This window comes from Phycisphaeraceae bacterium, assembly GCA_019636795.1.
Taxonomy (GTDB): Bacteria; Planctomycetota; Phycisphaerae; order Phycisphaerales; family UBA1924; genus JAHBWW01.
Map to the genome: position 1 here is coordinate 111,098 of JAHBWW010000001.1, position 17,097 is coordinate 128,194.

13 protein-coding genes are annotated in these 17,097 nt (G+C 62.7%); 5 read left to right on the forward strand and 8 right to left on the reverse strand.

What is annotated here, in order from left to right; genetic code table 11:
• Positions 1-4: 4 nt before the first annotated feature.
• Positions 5-409 carry a hypothetical protein gene (locus tag KF757_00470; GenBank protein ID MBX3321440.1) on the reverse strand — a complete coding sequence of 135 codons (405 nt, stop codon included), beginning with the start codon at positions 407-409 and terminating at the stop codon, positions 5-7.
• Between KF757_00470 and KF757_00475 the strand changes: the two genes are divergently transcribed.
• Positions 408-1,730: a SpoIID/LytB domain-containing protein gene (locus KF757_00475; protein ID MBX3321441.1), complete on the forward strand. Its 1,323-nt coding sequence runs from the start codon at positions 408-410 to the stop codon at positions 1,728-1,730. The two genes, KF757_00470 and KF757_00475, sit on opposite strands and share 2 nt — an antisense overlap.
• Positions 1,731-1,737: 7 nt before the next feature.
• Here KF757_00475 and neuC read toward each other — a convergent pair whose 3' ends face one another.
• The 4 genes from neuC to KF757_00495 are packed head-to-tail and all read right to left on the reverse strand — an operon-like array spanning position 1,738 to position 8,233.
• Complete coding sequence (gene neuC, locus KF757_00480) at positions 1,738-2,880, reverse strand: UDP-N-acetylglucosamine 2-epimerase (hydrolyzing) (GenBank protein ID MBX3321442.1); 1,143 nt, start codon at positions 2,878-2,880, stop codon at positions 1,738-1,740.
• Between the two features lie 13 nt (positions 2,881-2,893).
• Complete coding sequence (locus KF757_00485; protein ID MBX3321443.1) at positions 2,894-3,949, reverse strand: N-acetylneuraminate synthase family protein; 1,056 nt, start codon at positions 3,947-3,949, stop codon at positions 2,894-2,896.
• Positions 3,946-4,665 carry an acylneuraminate cytidylyltransferase family protein gene (locus tag KF757_00490; protein ID MBX3321444.1) on the reverse strand — a complete coding sequence of 240 codons (720 nt, stop codon included), beginning with the start codon at positions 4,663-4,665 and terminating at the stop codon, positions 3,946-3,948. Before KF757_00490 ends, KF757_00485 begins: the two co-directional genes overlap by 4 nt.
• A 7-nt stretch (positions 4,666-4,672) precedes the next feature.
• Entirely contained in the window at positions 4,673-8,233 is a 3,561-nt protein-coding gene (locus tag KF757_00495; protein MBX3321445.1) for a DUF115 domain-containing protein, read from the reverse strand.
• Between the two features lie 99 nt (positions 8,234-8,332).
• Here KF757_00495 and KF757_00500 point away from each other — a divergent pair, with 99 nt between their 5' ends.
• Positions 8,333-8,971 (forward strand): hypothetical protein, encoded by a 639-nt coding sequence (locus tag KF757_00500; GenBank protein ID MBX3321446.1) that lies wholly within the window; start codon positions 8,333-8,335, stop codon positions 8,969-8,971.
• Between the two features lie 62 nt (positions 8,972-9,033).
• On the opposite strand, the gene KF757_00505 is transcribed toward KF757_00500, so the two are convergent.
• The 3 genes from KF757_00505 to KF757_00515 form a co-directional block, all read right to left on the reverse strand.
• On the reverse strand, positions 9,034-9,615 hold the full coding sequence (locus KF757_00505) for a hypothetical protein (GenBank protein MBX3321447.1): 582 nt from the start codon (positions 9,613-9,615) through the stop codon (positions 9,034-9,036).
• A 789-nt stretch (positions 9,616-10,404) separates the two neighbouring features.
• On the reverse strand, positions 10,405-11,391 hold the full coding sequence (locus KF757_00510; protein MBX3321448.1) for an ROK family protein: 987 nt from the start codon (positions 11,389-11,391) through the stop codon (positions 10,405-10,407).
• 19 nt (positions 11,392-11,410) lie between these two features.
• The gene (locus tag KF757_00515; GenBank protein ID MBX3321449.1) at positions 11,411-12,292 is read right to left on the reverse strand and encodes a hypothetical protein; all 882 of its coding nucleotides are present in this window, start codon (positions 12,290-12,292) and stop codon (positions 11,411-11,413) included.
• Between the two features lie 64 nt (positions 12,293-12,356).
• Here KF757_00515 and KF757_00520 point away from each other — a divergent pair, with 64 nt between their 5' ends.
• The 3 genes from KF757_00520 to KF757_00530 all read left to right on the forward strand — a co-directional run bounded on the left by KF757_00520 (position 12,357) and on the right by KF757_00530 (position 17,085).
• Positions 12,357-13,517 (forward strand): Nif3-like dinuclear metal center hexameric protein, encoded by a 1,161-nt coding sequence (locus tag KF757_00520; protein MBX3321450.1) that lies wholly within the window; start codon positions 12,357-12,359, stop codon positions 13,515-13,517.
• Positions 13,517-14,968, forward strand: coding sequence for a sigma-54-dependent Fis family transcriptional regulator (locus KF757_00525; GenBank protein ID MBX3321451.1), 1,452 nt, complete (start codon positions 13,517-13,519; stop codon positions 14,966-14,968). The genes KF757_00520 and KF757_00525 overlap by 1 nt, the downstream gene beginning before the upstream one ends.
• Positions 14,969-15,192: 224 nt before the next feature.
• The gene (locus KF757_00530) at positions 15,193-17,085 is read left to right on the forward strand and encodes an HDOD domain-containing protein (GenBank protein ID MBX3321452.1); all 1,893 of its coding nucleotides are present in this window, start codon (positions 15,193-15,195) and stop codon (positions 17,083-17,085) included.
• Positions 17,086-17,097 lie beyond the last annotated feature (12 nt).

Below are 17,097 nucleotides of genomic sequence, written 5' to 3' on the forward strand. Positions count from 1 at the left end.
AGCCTCACTCTGGCAGTTCGGACTTGGCAGCGAGGCGGTAGGGTGGTTTTTTGCGAGTTTGTCCGAAGGCGAGGGTGCGTGCGTAGACGTTGACGGGGCGTGAGAGTGTGACATTGGTGAGCAGTTGCTGCTCGACAATGACCTGGGCGTAGAGGACGCCGGGGTCGGGGCGTTGCATGGTGACGAAGACATCGGCGTGGTTGAGTTTGCGCTGTATGTGATCGATGCGCATGGTCCAGCCTGGCGTGGGGGCTTCGACGACGAGGAGTTGATGTTCGTCGATAGGGCGGACGGTGATGGGGGGCCCATCGAATGCGCGATCGGTGGCGATGGAGCGGCCGGAGGAACAGCCACCGGTTGAAACAAGAGCAAGCGAGAGCGCGAGGCTGAGCACAAGACGATTGAGCATGAGGCGACTCCTGACTGGTCCGCTATGGTATCGTCGATTGGAGTTGAACACCAAACGAATCCCGTGGCTGGTGGCGGCGCGAACCGAGTGGGTGGCGACGTGCGCGTGGGGGCTTGCGGGAGTGATGGTTGTGATGGCGATTGTCGTGCTTCTTATGCCGTTGCATATGGAGCGGGGGGAGGCGGTGTCGGTGCGGGTGCGCGTGGCGGAGGCCCGGTCGGCGATGGTGGTGGAGCACTTGGGGCCGATTGCGGCCCGCGTGGGGCGGGCGCGGGAAGTGATGCTGGTTGCGCCGATCGAGATTCGAGGTGGATTGGAGATGGTGGCGCGCGATGCGAGTGGGCGGGAGGTACGCGGACGTGGGCCGATCGAGTTTCGGAGTGTGATGGGCTCGACGCTGCGGAGCGATGGTCGTGTGTTGGGAGCGGAGATTGTGTGTGTATGGCGGGAGGGTGAAGTTTTTGATGTGGTGAGGCCTGTGGAGTTGGAGCGGTACGTCGCGGGTGTACTGGGAGGTGAGTTGTTCGGGCACTGGGCTGATGCGTGCTTTGAAGCGCAGGCGATCTGTGCTCGGAGCTATGTGGTCCACGAGATGGGACGTGCGATCGAACGGCACTATGACGTCAATGACGATCAACGGCATCAGGTGTTCGCGGGTGGAGAGCCTCTGGAGAAAGCGACTCGTGCGGCTGAGCGGACGCGTGGGCTCGTGCTGACGTGGGAAGGTGACGTGCTGCGGTCGTACTTTGCGAGCGCGTGCGGCGGGAGAGCGGCATCGGCGGCGATGGTGTGGCCGACCAGGGGGAGGCTGGCGTTCAATGCGGCCGAGCCTCTGGGCGGGCATTCGCGTGCGCATGCGTGCGACGATGCGCCGCTGTATCGGTGGTCGCGCCGGCGCGGGCGGCAGGAAGTGTCCAATCGTGTTCGTGCTTGGGCGGCGGCAGTGGGGCACGCGGCAAGAGGGATGGGGTCGATTGTGCGGGTGGAGATCGATGAGGTGTCGCCATCGGGTCGGCCTGGGACATATGTGGTGGTGGACGATCGGCACGGGCGATATCGGTTCCTTGCGGACGATCTGCGTGTGGCGATGAACGACGGGCGGCCGATGCCCTTGAGTGCTGCGGATCGATTGCCGAGCAATGACTTCGAGGTTGAGGTGCTGGGGGACCGGGTGACGATTCGAGGCCGTGGATTCGGGCACGGGGTGGGTTTGTGTCAGTACTGCGCGGCGCAGTGGGCGCGCGAGGGCTACTCGGCGCTAGACATGCTCGGCGCATTTTTCGCTGGGGCGAGGCTTGGGCGGGTTGAGGACGTGCGCTGATGTGAGATCAGTAAGTGTTGTGTTTGCGGAGGAAGGCGGGGGCTTTGGGGTCGAAGTCTGCGAGCGCGGCGGCGATGCGCTCGGCGGCGTGGCCATCGCCGAAGGGATGAGAGAGATCTGCCCGCGGGAGAGCACGGGCGCGTGCGAGCGCGGCTCGGATGGTCGGTGCGTGCTCGTCGGGCACGTCGATGACGTTTGCGGGCCTTTCGCGACCGGCTTGGCGATGGCCGATGTTGACGACCGGGCAGCGGAGTGCGGCGGCTTCGATGAGTCCTGCCGAACTGTTGCCGACGAGCAGGGCGCCGGAGGCTGCGAGGCGTTTGAGCATGGCGAGAAAGTGCGGGCGGGAAATGTGCTCGGCGAAAGTTGCTGGGTGCGTGTCTTCGCGGATGGCGTGCATGATGCCGTCGCGTCCGGGATCATGATTGGGGTGCAGGACGAGGAGGCGTTCGTCGGCGAGGCTTTGGAGGATGGAGCGCATGGCGGCGGCTTCGGCGTCGTTGCTGCGGCCGATCGGGTGGAAGATGAGCACGGCGGTGGGATTGCCGAGTTGGAGCCAGTGCGCATCGTCGAGGGGTTCAATAGCTTCGAGGCCATCGATGGCAGGTGAGCCGACGGTGAGAACGTGTTGCGGCTTTTCGCCCATGCGAATGAGGCGCTGGGCAGAGGATTCGGTCGCGGCGAGGTGAAGGTGTGCAAGTTTGGAGATGCTGTGTCGCATGGCTTCGTCGGCGACGCCTTCGGCGCGGTCTCCGCCATGGATATGGGCCAGCGCGATGCCTGCAATGGAAGCGGCGGCGGCTGCGGCGAAGGCTTCGATGCGATCGCCGAGCACTACGACCCAGTCGGGCGCGAGCGATTCGAAACTGCGCGCAAAGCGAGAGATGCCCTTGCCGACTGCGGCGACATCGGCAAAGCGCCCGGTGGCGCCGGCGACCTGCATGGGAATGGAGTCGGCGACAGGGAAGAGCGCCTTGACGTCGCGGAAGGTGAGTGCGGGTGCGATGAGATGTGACCCGGCCGCGATGACGAGGCGATCGAGCGCGGGATGCTGCTCGATGGCGTGGATGACTGGGACGAGGAGGCCGAAGTCGGCTCTGGAGCCCGTGACGATGACGACGCGGCGGGTTGCGGGCGCTGCTGAAGACATGAGGTGTTGTAGGTCATCCGGCGGAACGTTGCGGGCTCTCGATGAGGTGGGCGAGTTCGATGAGGCTGCCGGGGTTGAGGGAGATGGTGAGGGCGTGGCCGAGGATCTGTTCGAGCATCCAGGGCTCAAGCCCGCCGCCGGGGCGTTTGAAGGTGAGATCGTCGCGCGTGATGGGGCGGCCTGCGGGGATGGTGCGCGCGGCCACGATGGACTGGCGCGAGACGGCGCGAACATCGCGTTCGCAGGGGAGAACTTGTTTTGAGACGGGGCCGAGCATGGCGTGGGCGCGGCGGGCCTGTGCGACGTACTGGGCAAAGGGTGCGGGCTCGAGGGAGGCGGCGTGATCTGGCCCGAGGGCGTGACGATCGAGCGTGAGATGCTTTTCGAGAATGGTGGCGCCGGTTGCGACAGCGAGGGCTCCGGTTTCGACGAGCGTGGTGTGGTCGCTGTAGCCGACGGGGCCATCGAACATGGAGCCGAGTGCTGCGATGGCACCGAGGGAGGCATGTTCGGGTGCAACGGGATAGGCGCTCATGCAATGAAGAATGGCGAGGCGGTGTTGTATGGCACTGAGCCAGATAAGAGCGCGGGCGACTTCCTGCGCGGTCGCGGCTCCGGTGCTGACGATGAGAGGGCGGCCAAGATCGGCAAGAGCGCGGAGAAGCGGGCGATGGATGATGTCGGGGCTTGCGGTTTTGAAGGCGTCCCACGGCAGGGTGGCGGCTGTGGGGACGAGTTCGGTGCTGAAGACGGTGACAATGGCGTGCAGGCTGTGGGCGTGAGCGTGGGCGACGATCCGGCTCATGGCTTCGATAGGAAGTTCGAGCCGCCTGAGCATGGCAAATGCATCGCGTTCTCGCGCGTGTGTCTGATATTGTGCGAGGGGCGCGCCGCGGGACATGAGCAGATCGGCAGAGAAGAACTGAAGTTTGACGGCGTCTGCGCCGGTGTTGGCTGCGGCTTCGACGAGCGCGATGGCTTTGTCGATTGAGCCGTCGTGATTGACGCCGATCTCGGCGATGATGTATGGCTCGAGGTCGAGTGCGATGCGACGACCGGCGATGTTCATGCGACGCTCCTGCGGGCTGCTTCGAGGATAACGGATGCGAGTTGAAGGTCGATTTCGGTGTCGATGTCGATGACGCTGTTGGGCGGGTTGATGATGGCACGGCGGTCGCGGCCGAGGAAGGCGTGTGGCCCGGGCATGACATCGAGGATTCGGAGTTCGAGCGCGTCGCGGCGGAGCGCGATGATGCCGCCATCGGGCATGTATGCGGGCGGGAGATCCTGCCGACGAAAGACGTTGTTGTTGAGTGTGTCGCCCTGCCATGGCGTGAGGCGTTGGTGGTCGTCGATGCGAGACATCCACCATGGGTGATGGCGACCGACAGGCGCAACACTCTGGACAGAATCGCAGCCGGTGCGCTCGAGAAGAGCGAGAGCGTCGTCGATGAGGTTGGGCGGGCGGATCGGGACGTTGCCGTAGAGAATGACGATTGGGCCCGCGAGCGGATCGGAGGCGAGGGCTTCGCGGGTAGCGGCATCGATGGTTGCCGTGTCGGAGGCTTGTGCGGCAGAGCGGGTGTGCGTTTCGATGTTGTAGCCGTGGGCAATGGCGCGGAGCTCGGCGGAATCGGAGGAGAACAGGACGCGCGCGAGGCGGCTGGAGGCGAGGGCGGCGTCAAAGGTCCATTCGACGCAGGCGCGGCCACAGATCGGTCGAAGGTTTTTTGCGGGGAGGCCTTTGCTTCCACCGCGTGCGAGGATGATTGCGGTTGGTTTCATGGGTGAATCAGGCTGCGGCGAGGGCGGAGTCGTCGCGTGTGGTTTTCTGGTGCAGGCGTTGCCAGAGTGATGCGATGGTTTGTGAGTGGTTTGTGTGGTTGTCGAGGCCGACGATGGAGCCATCGGATCGAATGGTGATGGTGGTGCGCGAGATGCGATCGCGGGCAGCTTGTGGCTGCGGGAGAGGCGCGATGCGTCCGTTGGAGTCGATGGTTGGCATGGGGTCAATGACGGCACATCCGCACGCGCGGAGCCACCCGTCGTAGAAGATTTCGATTTGTTCGTAGACCGCGTCGCATCGTGTGATGCGTGGCAAGATCCATGGCGAGGGCAAGGAAGATGGAGCGCGGCTGTTTCGTGTCTGGAGGAGCGTTTCGACGCGTTCCTTGACGCGCTCATAGTCGCCCATGCCGGTGAGAAACTGGTATGTTGGTGCGTTGGTCGCGAGCACGTCGATGCTGACGACGTCGCACTGGAGATCGAGGACTTGATCCCAGGTGTCACTGGCGAGTGCGGTGCGGAGGTGGGTCGCGAGACCTCGCTTGTGTGCGGCGGCGGTTATTTCGGCGAGCGATGGGTGGTCGAGCGGGTCGCCCGAGCCGTGAAGGGTCAGGGTGGAGGCCGGGGGCAGTTGCTCGATGATGCGCTGAGCGTGTTCGAGTGCGATGGGCTGGCGTGGTGCAAAGCCGAACGAGCGTGCGAGGCTCGCTGCCCATGGGCCTTGCATGGCGCGGCGAGCGACAAGTTCGAGCGTGATGTGTCGCGGGAGGGCGGGCATTGCGCGGCGAGAGAGAATCGCGTGCGAGAGATCGGCGGCACTTGCGCGCATGGGATCGAGGTCTGTGAAGGCGCGAGAAAGAAGTGCAGCGTCACCCGGAGAGTCAGGGATGCAGCGCTCCTGAAGGTCGCGAACGACGGAAGGAATGTTGATGCAGACGGAGCGTGCGATTGGGTCGGCTTGCGGCGCGAAGGGCACGTAGCCGAGCATGGCACCGATGGTGGCCAGGCACCCGGCGCGGTGTTCGTTGTCGGCGAGGTTGCGCAACGTCGCGCGATCGATAAGCAAGCCGCAAAGCCCGGGTGGAGCCTGTGAAAAGGTAATGCGGTGCCCGTCGGGGTGCTCGGTGTGTCGCTCGATGAGGGCGTCGGTGAGGGCGGGGTCGATAGCGCACCAATCGGGGCCGATGATAATGGCGGCGTCGAGGTTGCGTGATTCGACGATATCGGCACATGAAGCGGGTTCGAGTGCTTCGTCGAAAACGGCAAGGTTGGCGATGCCGCCGCGCCATGTAGTGGGGGTGAATCGGCGTGCGGGTCCGATGGCGTTGATGCGGGCGCGGAAGCGTGGCAGATCGAGGGGGCCGACGACGACGCGCGCGTGAAGTTCGCCCAGGATGCTGCGCAGGCGTGGCTCGTCGTTGGTGAGGCAGACGATTTCCTTGAGCCTTCTGCAGGTGAGCAACCGCGCGACGGTCATGGCGAGGGGAGAAAGGCCTGCGATGAGTGGCTCGTCGAGCCTGCGGGGCGTGCCGAGGCCGCCCTGCTCGAAGTCGATGTGGAGGATTGCGGCGACGCGGCGGCGGCGCGAGGGCGCGGTGTTCATGCCAGGCAGGGCGATGAGGTCGCGCGTGCGCTTGGTGCCGCCAGCGATGGCGACGGCCGATTCTTCGAGCAGGGCGCAGAGCGTGTCGGCCGCGTCGGCAATCCAGGTGACATTCTCGATATCGCGTTCGAGGCGGCGCTGCTGGCGCTGGATGTCCGAGAGGCTGGGCTCCATCTCGATGTTGCGGTCGGCGCGGAAGCGGTTGAGCGAGCCGGCCTGGTTGAGGAACTGCGTGAGATCGAAGGCGGGCTGGAGGGCGGTGACCTCGTCACGAATCTCGTGTATGCGAGGAACAGCGGCGTTGATCTGGTCGAGGGTTGTGCCGGTGCGGGTGAGGCGGCGCAGAAGCCGTCGCGTTTCGCGGCTCTTCATGGCGATGGTGCGTGCGTCGGCGCGGACCTGCACGAGTCTGCGGCGGACCAGTTCGATGTGTGAGTCGGTGCGGGCTGGGTACTCCGTCTTCGGGAGACGGTGCGACGGAGCTCCGGCGCAGGCATCGAGGGCGGCAGCGAGAGTCGTGGTGATCGTGTGCTGCTTAGCGACTCCGCCTTCGGTTGCGTCGATGACGCGCAGGCCCTGGGCCGAATCGGCGAGAAAGTCGCTTTCGAACTGGGCGAGGTAGGTGGCCATCTGTTCGTCGGTGTAGATGGGGCGGCCGAGGATATCGACCTTGCGACGGAGGAGCGATTTCTGGCGTGCGATTCGTTCCCATTCGAACATTTCGAGTGTGCGGAACTCGCTGAGTTCGCTCGCCCAGATATTGTGGATGGCGGCGTGCGCGGAGTAGTACTGGCCGTCGGTGAAACCGAGGTCCTGCCCGATGAGGATGACGGGGTCGCAGCCGAGGTGTCGGGCGAAGTAGTAGCAAAGGTGTGCGACAGTCGCACCGGGTTTGATGCTGCCCATGCGACGATGGCGGAGGTCGGTATCGGCGAGGATCGAATCGAGAAGGTCTTCGCCGATGCAACGGATGGTGCCCGGGAAGGCGTCGAGAATGGCGGGATTGGCTTTGGGTTCGACGATGAGTGTGATGCCTTCGACATCTTTGGCGCTGAGGCCTTCGTAGAACCGCTTGCTGATTTCGTGGTGGTCGAGGGCAGCGACGAAGTGGGGGCGGATGCCGCGCGCCAGCATGGTGCGCAGGACGGTCTGGACCGCGATGATGACGCACCGATCGCGCACCGCAGGATCGGCCAGGAGTTCAAGATTGCGTTCGAGACTCGGGCCTGCAGCGACGACGACGGCGGGCGATCCCGCGCAGATGCCGGCGAGATCGGCAACGCCTTGGCAGTTGACGTAGTGATCGAGATTCATCAGTGCGTTGCGCAGCGTGGTCTCGGATTGAACGAGCGTGGTGACGATGGTGGTGCGCAGGGCCTTGAGAACATCGGCCAGGCACCGGCCGAAACGCTCGGCCTGTTCGCCGAGGCGTGGAATGCTTGGGGGATGATCGACAAGCCTCACGCCCAGGGCGACGAGCGCTTCGACGCCGGTGAGGGCGTGTGTGATGGCGGCGCCGTCATCGGGTTCGGTGAGGATGGCGAAGTTGGTCGCGCTGATCCAGTCGGAGTGATCGATGCGTTCGAAAACGGCGCGGAGCAGTTCGAGGTCCGGCTCGAAGCAGAGGAGCGCTCCGGAGCCGCGCTGTCGCTGTGCGATGGCTTCGAGGTGGTGTCCAAGCCCAAAGCCGAGGACGGCGATTCCGGGATGAGACTTTACATCGACGGAGTCTGCAAGGGTGCGGGCTTCGGAGAGAGGGCGACGTCGGCTGGCGAGTTGAGTTCCCCCCACGAATCGGGCGGTAGTCACCCCTTCGTCGCTTGTATCGAACTCGATATCGGTGCGTGGCTGTACCAGTCGGAGGCGTGCTGCGAGTTGTGGACAGGTGCGTGCCAAAGCGGCAAGGTTCCGATCGAGAACCGAGGATTGATCGAGCGTGAAGGGGTCTGCCTGAAAGAAGTCCATGAAACCTCCGGAGCGCAAAGGGTGCGCGTGAGTGGGTGTCGGCAGTCTGATCGGACCTGTCGCGTGCTGGGCGTTAGGATGATGGGTGTGGAGACACGAATGTCGGCAGTTCTTGCGCAACTAAATCTGTTTGAGGGGGCTTCGGTTCCACCGCTGCCTTCTTCGCCGCTGATCGAGCGGATCTTGCTTGACAACCCCTGGCCGACCGTGGTGGCGGTGATGCTGGTTGGGGTGGTGGGGTTTCTGATTCTCAATCAACGCGGGCGGGCCAGACACGGACTGGTGGTGTTCGGGGTCGCGCTGGCGGTGGCGGCGGGGGCGTTCGTTTGCGCGATGGTGGTGGAGACGGATCGCGAAGCGATGAAACAAAGGTCGCGCGAACTGATCGGAGCGGTGGCGCGCGTCGAGGTCGAATTGCTCGAGGAGCTGCTCGATGAGGATCTGGAGTTGAATGTGACGCGAGTGGGCCGAGGGGTGGGAAAAGCGCAGACGATCGCTGCGGTGCGGAGCTACCTCGGGTCGGTCTACCCGGTGCGCGAGCACACGATTCTGGAACTTCAGTCGACGCTTGATGGGCCGAGGCTCGGCCGGACGCAAGTGCGCGTGCGCGTGACGAGCGATGTCGGGGTGCTGCCGAGTTGGTGGCGCATTGATTGGCTGCGGGAGACAGACGGGACGTGGCGTGCCCGACGGATCGAGGCGCTGTGGATACCGGGCGTTTCAAGGCCTGGCGGATAACGGCGCGGCGGATCTGTCAGGTGCAGTGAATGCGTGCACTTGAATGTAGAGAGACAAACGCTTCAGTTCTTGGGAATTGCGACGAGGAAGCTGGATTGCTCGCGTTGCGAGCGGCCTCCGGTGCTGGTGCGTGTGGTTTCGAGAATGGTGCGACCATTGAGCAGGTTGAATGGGTGTCGCGTTCTGGTCGAGGCGAGGCGCGGGCTTTCGATCGGGAAGCCATCCTGAACGTCGTGATCGTCTTCGCCAAAGATGCCGATGGTGACCATACTGCGATTCGGGCCGTGGTAGTAGAAAGCCTGCTCGCCGGATTGTCGGAGCGCGACGACGGCCTTCTCGGCGATTTGGCGGATCTCGGCTTGCTCTGCGGGGGTTGGAACTCGGCCATCTTCGCGGCTGTAGACGGCGATCTGAAGGGTGTAGACGGCACGCTTGCCGTGCTCGGCGTGGACATTGCGGAGGTCGTAGGCGGGAATTGAGCCACGCGAAAGTTCGCCGGAGGGAGGGACGAGAAATGCGTTTTCGTAGAGGCGCGAGCCATCGACCTGGATGTCCTGAACGCGCTGAAGTTCGGCGCGAACAATGGGATCGGTTGGGTTGCGGAAGCTTCCGACAGCGATAATTTTCTTGCCTGCCCGGTCCATGATGAAGGCATCGGGAAGCCTCCCGATGGTGCGGACCTGCTGGAGGAGGATCTCGGCATGTGCGGGGTCGTCGGTAGGAAGTGCTGCGAGAACGATGGTCCAGGCGGAGGGCCCCGCGTTTGAGGGGATGCGGATGGTTTCCTCGCCTTGGTCACCCCCCCATGTCGTACCCGGGGAAGTTGTGGGTCGGCCGAAGACGTCGGTGACGGCCTGTGGGGGTTTTTTCTCGCGCGGCTGTGACGAGCTGCACCCTGGGAGGCTGGATGCGAGTAAGAGTAGGGTACAGGTAACAAGCCGTTTGGATACGGAAGTGTATCCCCGCTGTTTGGGGGTGCTAACTTGCGAAGTTTCATGTACTTGCGCGATGAACATAGAAGAAATTATGCAGCAGTGCGGGTGATTGGGTCGATGAGTGTGCGCCACGGGGAATCGAAGCAATCCATTGAAGAGATACGACTGGGCCGGGTGTGGGATGCACCTGTCTTGACTTAGGGGGACACGATGGAATCTTACGGACCAATTGGCAGGGTGGGTTCAGAACGGTTGTTTCGTGAGGTGCCGGGGCGGTCGGAACGCGCGGTGCCCCCGACGTCGATCGTGAGGCCTGGAGACAGAGTTGAGATCAGTGCGCAAGCGAGTGGGGGTTTTGAGCCTTCCGCGGGTCGGGTAAGGGTTGAGTTGGTGGAACGGGTGCAGCAGGAGATTCGTGCGGGGTCGTATGAGTCCGAGTCGCGGCTCAATGAGGCTGCGGATGCACTGTTCGAGCGGCTGCGTCTGATGTTTTGAGATTCAAGCCTGAACACTGGCGAGTCGCTGGCGTGCGAGGAGCGCGGCTCCGATAACTCCGGCGTCGTCGTCGAGTTTGCTGACGACAACATCGACGGTCTTGGCGACTGCGGGGAAGGCGGCTCGCTGTACACCCAATCGCACGCGATCGACGAAGAGATCCTGAAGCGCTTCGGTGAGTCCGCCGCCGAGAATGATGCGTTCGAGACTGAGCAAGGTGGTGATGCTTCCGAGCGCCATGCCCAGGCGGTCGGCGGCGTCGTCGATGACTTCGATGACGAGTTCATCACCTTTGCGATAGGCATCGGCGAGGGTCTTGGATTTGATTTTGGGGAATTTGTCGCCGAGGAGTTCGGGGATCATGGATTTGCGGTTGGTGCGGATGAGGTGGAGGACGCGATCGACGACGGCGGAGCGGGAGCAGATGTTCTCGATGGTGCGCGAGCCTGGCGGGTTGTTGGGGTAGAGGAGCATGTGCCCGAGTTCGCCGGCCGAGAAGTGGTGGCCATAGAAGAGTTTTCCGTCGAGGATAAGCCCGCCTCCGACACCGGTTCCGATCCATGCTCCGATGAGGTTTCGTGACCCGATGCCGGCGCCGTGGTGTGCTTCGCCATAGACGGCGACGTTGACATCGTTGTCGAGGACGACGGGCATGCCGAGGCGTTCCATGAGCAGTTCGCCGACCGGGGCCATGGTCCAACGGAGATTGACGGCTTCGCGCACGATTCCTGCGACAGGGTCGACGGGGCCGGGCGCTCCGAGGCCGAGGGCGATGAGGTCGGCCATCTGGACTTGGGCGTCCTTGGCAGCGGCACGGATGCCGAGGACGATGCGGTCGAGGATGACTTCCATTCCCTGGTCGGTGGGGGTCTTGTCTTTGGCGCGGCCGAGGATGCGTCCGCGATGATCGACGATGCCGAACTGGATGTTGGTTCCGCCAAGGTCAACACCTGCGATGAGGCCTTGGGGGAGATCGGGTGTGGTCGTCATGCGTTGCGCTCCTGCGGAATCAATCGGTCGGTGCAAGGGTATGGGTGGAAAGGATGATGCACTCGGGGAGCGCGCGGGCCAGAGTGCTGGCGTGGTCGGCGGGCGCGATCGCAAAGAGGGCGCTTCCGCTGCCGGAGAGGTGGACCGGAGCACTCAGGGCGTGCGTGGCGCGGGCGTGAATGTGGGTCAGTTGCGGTGCGACGAGTTGAGCCGCAGGCCAAAGATCGTTGAAGAGTTGTTGTGTGTCGGCGGTGCGCGCGATGGTGCAAGCGTGGTCGAGGTGGGCGGGTTGATAAGCCAGAGTATCGAAGGTGCGATAGACGGCGGGAGTGTGGCAGGCGAAGGGTGGCAGGATGAGGAGGATGGGGAGTTGGAGTGGCGGAAGTCGTTCGATTTGTTCGCCGAGGCCTGTGACCAGAGCGGGGCGTGGGGGTTGGTCATCGATGAAAAATGCGATGTCTGAACCAAGGTTGCTTGCGATGCGAGCCAGGGTGATGTGGGGAATGTTGAGTTCGAAGAGTTGGTTGAGGGCGAGGAGAGTTGAGGCGGCGTTTGATGAGCCGCCGCCCAGGCCTGTGCCGGGGGGGATGTGCTTGGTGAGGTCGAGGTGTATGGGGAGCGTGCGGGAGAGGAATTGTTCGAGCGCGCGGTGTGCACGGACTGCGAGGTCGTGGTCAATGGGCCAGTCGACAGGTTGACGGTCGGCACGTGTGATGGTGTAGTGCGAGGAGGCGGACTGGGCGAGGCGGGTGACCGAAAGCGTGTCGGCGAGCGCGATAGGCGCGAACCATGAGGCGATGGGGTGCATGCCGGCGCGGGGGTGATCGGGCGGGAGCGGCTGACCAACGGCGAGAGCGAGGTTTATTTTGGCCGGGCAGGGCCAGGCGAGCGCGTCGGGCATGAGAGTAGATGGTAGAGGATTGGAGGCGGCGTCGTTTTCCTATACTGTGGGATCGGAGGCACGCATGAAGGTACAGGATCTGGTTGATGCGATGCAGCAGATTGCGCCGCTGGCCTATGCGGAGGAGTGGGATCGCGCGGGGCTGATTGTGGGTTCGCCACAACGGACGATCGCGGGCCCGGTACTCCTGACGATTGATCTGAGCGAGGCGGTGCTTGCAGAGGCGCTCGAACTGAAGGCCGGCGCGATTGTGGCGTATCACTGCCCGATCTGGGACCCGATGCTGACGATGACGGACGCGACGGCGAAGGAACGCATCGTGCGTGGGGCGATTGAGGCGGGTCTTGCGATCTACTCGCCACACACGGCGCTGGATGCGGCACCGGGTGGCGTGACGGACTGGCTCTGCGAAGGCCTAAGCGAAGGGAGCGAGGGACAGATCGCGGGCGATTGTCGCGCGATCAAGTCGCATCATCAGCTGGATCAGAATCAGGAACTCAAGGTGGTCGTGTTTGTGCCCGAGAGCGACGTGGACACGATGCGCAATGTGCTCGGGACGGCTGGCGCGGGGAGCATCGGAGCTTACAAAGTGTGTTCGTTTTCTGTGATGGGCACAGGGACGTTCTTTGGGGGCGAGGGTGCCCGGCCTCGCGTGGGACAGGCGGGACGGCTGGAGAAAGTACCAGAACACCGATTGGAGATGGTGTGTTCGCGTGCTTCGCTGGCGCTGGTGATTCAGACGCTGCGGGAGTTTCACCCGTACGAGGAGCCTGCGATCGATGTGTATGAGTTGCACGGCGTGCGCGATCGCAAGGTGGGGCTTGGGCGGAGATTGGTGCTGGATCGGCCGGCGACGGTTCCGGAACTTGCGCGACGTTTTGCCCGGCATCTGAATACGGATCGAGTGAAGTATGCGCTGGCGGGTTCGGCTTTGGCCGACGAGCCGATCCGTCGTGTTGGCGTGGTGCCCGGGGCGGGCGAGGATCTTGCAGATATGGCGTCTGGCGAAGGATGTGAGGTGTTCGTCACTGGGGAGATGCGGTACCACGCGGTGGTCAAGGCTCTTGAACAGGGCGTAAGCGTTATCCTCGGTGGGCATACGAACACGGAGCGTGGATACCTGCCTCGTCTTGCGGGGCGGCTGGAAGCGCTGTTGAGCGATGCCCGATTTGTGGTCAGCAGCCGCGATCGGGACTTGTTCAGAATGGTGGAGAGCGATGATTGATGGATGAGAGCCTCAATAGTGTGGACCGGGCGAGACATGCGGGCGCGCAGGTGTTGATTGTCGATGACGAAGCCGAGCACGCGGATGTCATGGCCGACGCGCTGCGCAAGCCCGGGCATATCTGCACGATTGTCGGGTCCGTGGACGAAGCGATGAAAGAGCTCGATGGCGGAGCGTTCGACGTGATCGTGACAGATCTGCGGATGCCATCGTCGGCGGGGCAGCATGGTACATCGGCTGATGGCGGAGACGCGGGGCTGCGCGTGCTCGAGGCGGCGAGGCAGATGCAGCCCGAAGCCGAGACGATCATGGTGACGGCGCATGGTGATGTGCCGACCGCTCGGGCGGCGTTCAAGTTTGGCGCGTTCGACTTTATTGAGAAGCCTCTGGATCTGGAGCTGTTTCGCAGCCTGGTTCAACGTGCGGCGGAGAATGTGATGCTGCGGCATGAGTCGGGCGATCTCTCGCCGTTGGTGCAGCACGATGGGTTCGAGGGGATCATCGCCGGCTCGGAGCAGATGCGGCGGATACTGCGGGTGGTGCGGACGGTCGCGGCCAGCACTATTTCGGTGTTGATTACGGGCGAGAGTGGAACGGGCAAGGAGCTTGTGGCGCGGGCTGTGCACGAGAATTCGAAGCGCAAGGGCAAGCGTTTTGTGGCATTCAACTGTGCCGGGCAGAGCGAGAGCCTGATCGAAGATCAGTTGTTCGGGCATGTGCGCGGGGCGTACACGGGGGCCGACAAGGATCGCGAGGGTGTTTTTGAATACGCGGACGGCGGAACGCTGTTTCTCGATGAGATCGGGGACATGCCGCTGTCGATGCAGGCCAAGTTGCTGCGCGTGCTGGAGTCGGGCGAGGTGGTGAGGCTGGGTTCGAACGAGGCGCGCAAGGTTGATGTTCGATTCGTTAGTGCGACGAACCGGGATCTGCGCGAGTTGATTGTGCGTGGCGAGTTTCGGGAAGATTTGTTTTTTAGAATCAACGGCAGCCATGTCACGCTGCCGCCGCTGCGTGAGAGGCGTGACGACATTCCTCGAATTGTGCGGCACGCGATTGGGAAGTTTGCGGCTGAGGTTGCGCCAAAGCAGCCTGCGCCAGCGATATCGGATTCGGCGCTGCTGCGTCTGACGAGTTATGACTGGCCGGGGAATGTGCGGCAGTTGCTCAACGTGGTGCAGAACATGGTGATTACGGCTGCGGGCGAAGGCGAGGGCTCGATCAGGCTCGATGTCCGGCATATTCCGGATGACATTCGCTCGGATGCTGGTGATGGAGCGAGTGAGGGTGTGGCGGGCGCTCTGGCGGGAACGAGTCTGGAGCAGCTCGAGAAGCGTGCGATCCGCGAGACCCTGGGTATGACCGGAGGCAATCGGGAGCATGCTGCGAAACTGCTGGGTATCGGCGAACGGACGCTGTACCGCAAGTTGAAGGAATATGGCTTGCGCTGAGGCGTATTGGGCTTAGGCCCATGCGCAGGTGTTGCGCGGCCAGTGCGCCAAGGGTGCATTGCACGTCCTGTAATGCTGGCTCCTGCGGACGTCCTGGGTTATTAGATGAATATCCCTGCTTCTGAACTGGGGGATGTTGCCCCGTTTGCCGATAGAAAAGGTCTCGCACTTTCTGTGCGGGGAGGCAAACGTCTGTCCGATATGTTCAGTGGATGGAGAGGTCGATGCCGAGTGAGGCTTTAGAGAGAGTGCTTTCGTGTCCGTCGCTGCCTTCGCTGCCGGCGGTCGCGATGCAGGTGCTGGAGTTGACGCGCAATCCGGATGTGTCGTTGCGTGACATAGCGCGAGCGGTAGAGAAGGACCAGGCGCTGGTTGGCAAGATACTCAAGACTGTGAATTCGAGTTTTTATGGGCTGTCACAGCCATGTGGGACGGTTGATCGGGCATTGAACTTTCTAGGCCTGAACACGGTCAAGTCGCTGGTGCTGGGGTTCAGCCTGATCGACACATCGCGGTCCATCGGCGAACAGCCTCTGTTCAGTCTGGATGATTACTGGGTGCGATCGATTTATGCAGCTTCGGGCGCGCGTGTGCTAGCGATGCAGTTGAGGCGTGCGGATCCGGATGAGTCATTTACAGCGGCGTTGTTTCAGGATATCGGGATACTTGCTTCGGTGACTGCGCTTGGCAAGCAGTACACGCAGGTGTGCGCGGAGACCGGGTTCGATGGGGATACTCTGCCGACAGCGGAGAAGGCTGCGTTTGGCTTTACGCACATGGAGGCTGGGGCTGCGCTGGCGACGAAGTGGCGTCTGCCCAAGCCATATGTAGATGTCGTTCAGTTCCATCACTCGCCGGACCAGGCTTCCAGCGCGTCGAGCGCGATTGTGCGCACTGCGGTGCTGGGTCGACTGGCTACTGATGCATTGAGATGCGAGAGTGGCGCGAACAGGGTTATGCGTGAGTTTGAGTTCCTTTTGGGCGAGTGGTTCGGGCAGACTTTCAAACAGGTTGAAGGACATTTCAACGAGATTTCCCTCGCTGCAAAGGAGATTGGCAAGATCTTCAACTTTGTGATTCAGACTCCGACGAATGTGTCGAATCTGATGGCAGAAGCGCAGGAGCGAACAATCGAGATTCAGATCGCAACGGAGCGCGAAGCCCAGACGGACGCGCTGACGGGACTGCCGAATCGGCGGCGATTTGAGGAGCAATCAGAAGTGTTGTTTAAGATGGCGAGCACGACCAACTCACCTCTTGGCGTGGCGTTCTGCGACGGGGACTCGTTCAAGAAAGTTAATGACACCCTGGGGCATCAGGCTGGTGACGAAGTACTGGTGCAGATTGCGAGCAGACTTGCTGAGGCTGTGGGCGAAGCGGGCGTCGTGTTCAGATATGGCGGCGAAGAGTTCGCGGTGCTGTTGCCCGGAGCGAACCTGGCTCGTAGCAGGGAAATTGCTGAACGGATGCGGACGGCTGTGTGCGGAACCCCAATGGATCTGGGTGCTGTTGAGAATCCGGTGGACCACCACTCACAGACGGTCAGCATCGGTGTAGCGAGCTGGGAGCCCGGAGCGAGTCATGCCCCGCCGAGCATGTCGGAGCTGATCCGGCGTGCAGACGAAGCGGTGTACAAGGCCAAGGAGAACGGGCGAAACCGAGTCGAGATGTGGGTGGGACCCGAGAAAGACGGAATAGAAGAATCATGCGACAGCACCGGCGCGATCACCAATGTGCTGCTGGTTGAAGACGATCCCTTGAGCGCCACTTTGTGGAGGACAATGTTGCTCAAGGTGCCTGGTGTGCGTGTGACGCTGGAGTCGGGAATTCTTGGCGTGCATCGGCTGTTCAAGGCGGGATTTTCGCCTGACGTGGTGGTTACGGACTACTGCCTGAGCAGCGGATCGGGAACGGATGTTGTGCGTGCGGTGCGCGAACTGCCAAACAAGCGCGTGCCGATTCTGGTGGTGTCGGCGCTGCTTGATGACCATCGAAAGGCAGAAGGGTTGATGGCTGGCGCGACAATGTGTGTCAGCAAGATTGATATCAGCAAGCGGTTTCGATGGTGGATAGAGCAGATCACCAAAGGCGACTTCAGCGAGGCGATGGCCGCGTAAGCAAGAGTGCAG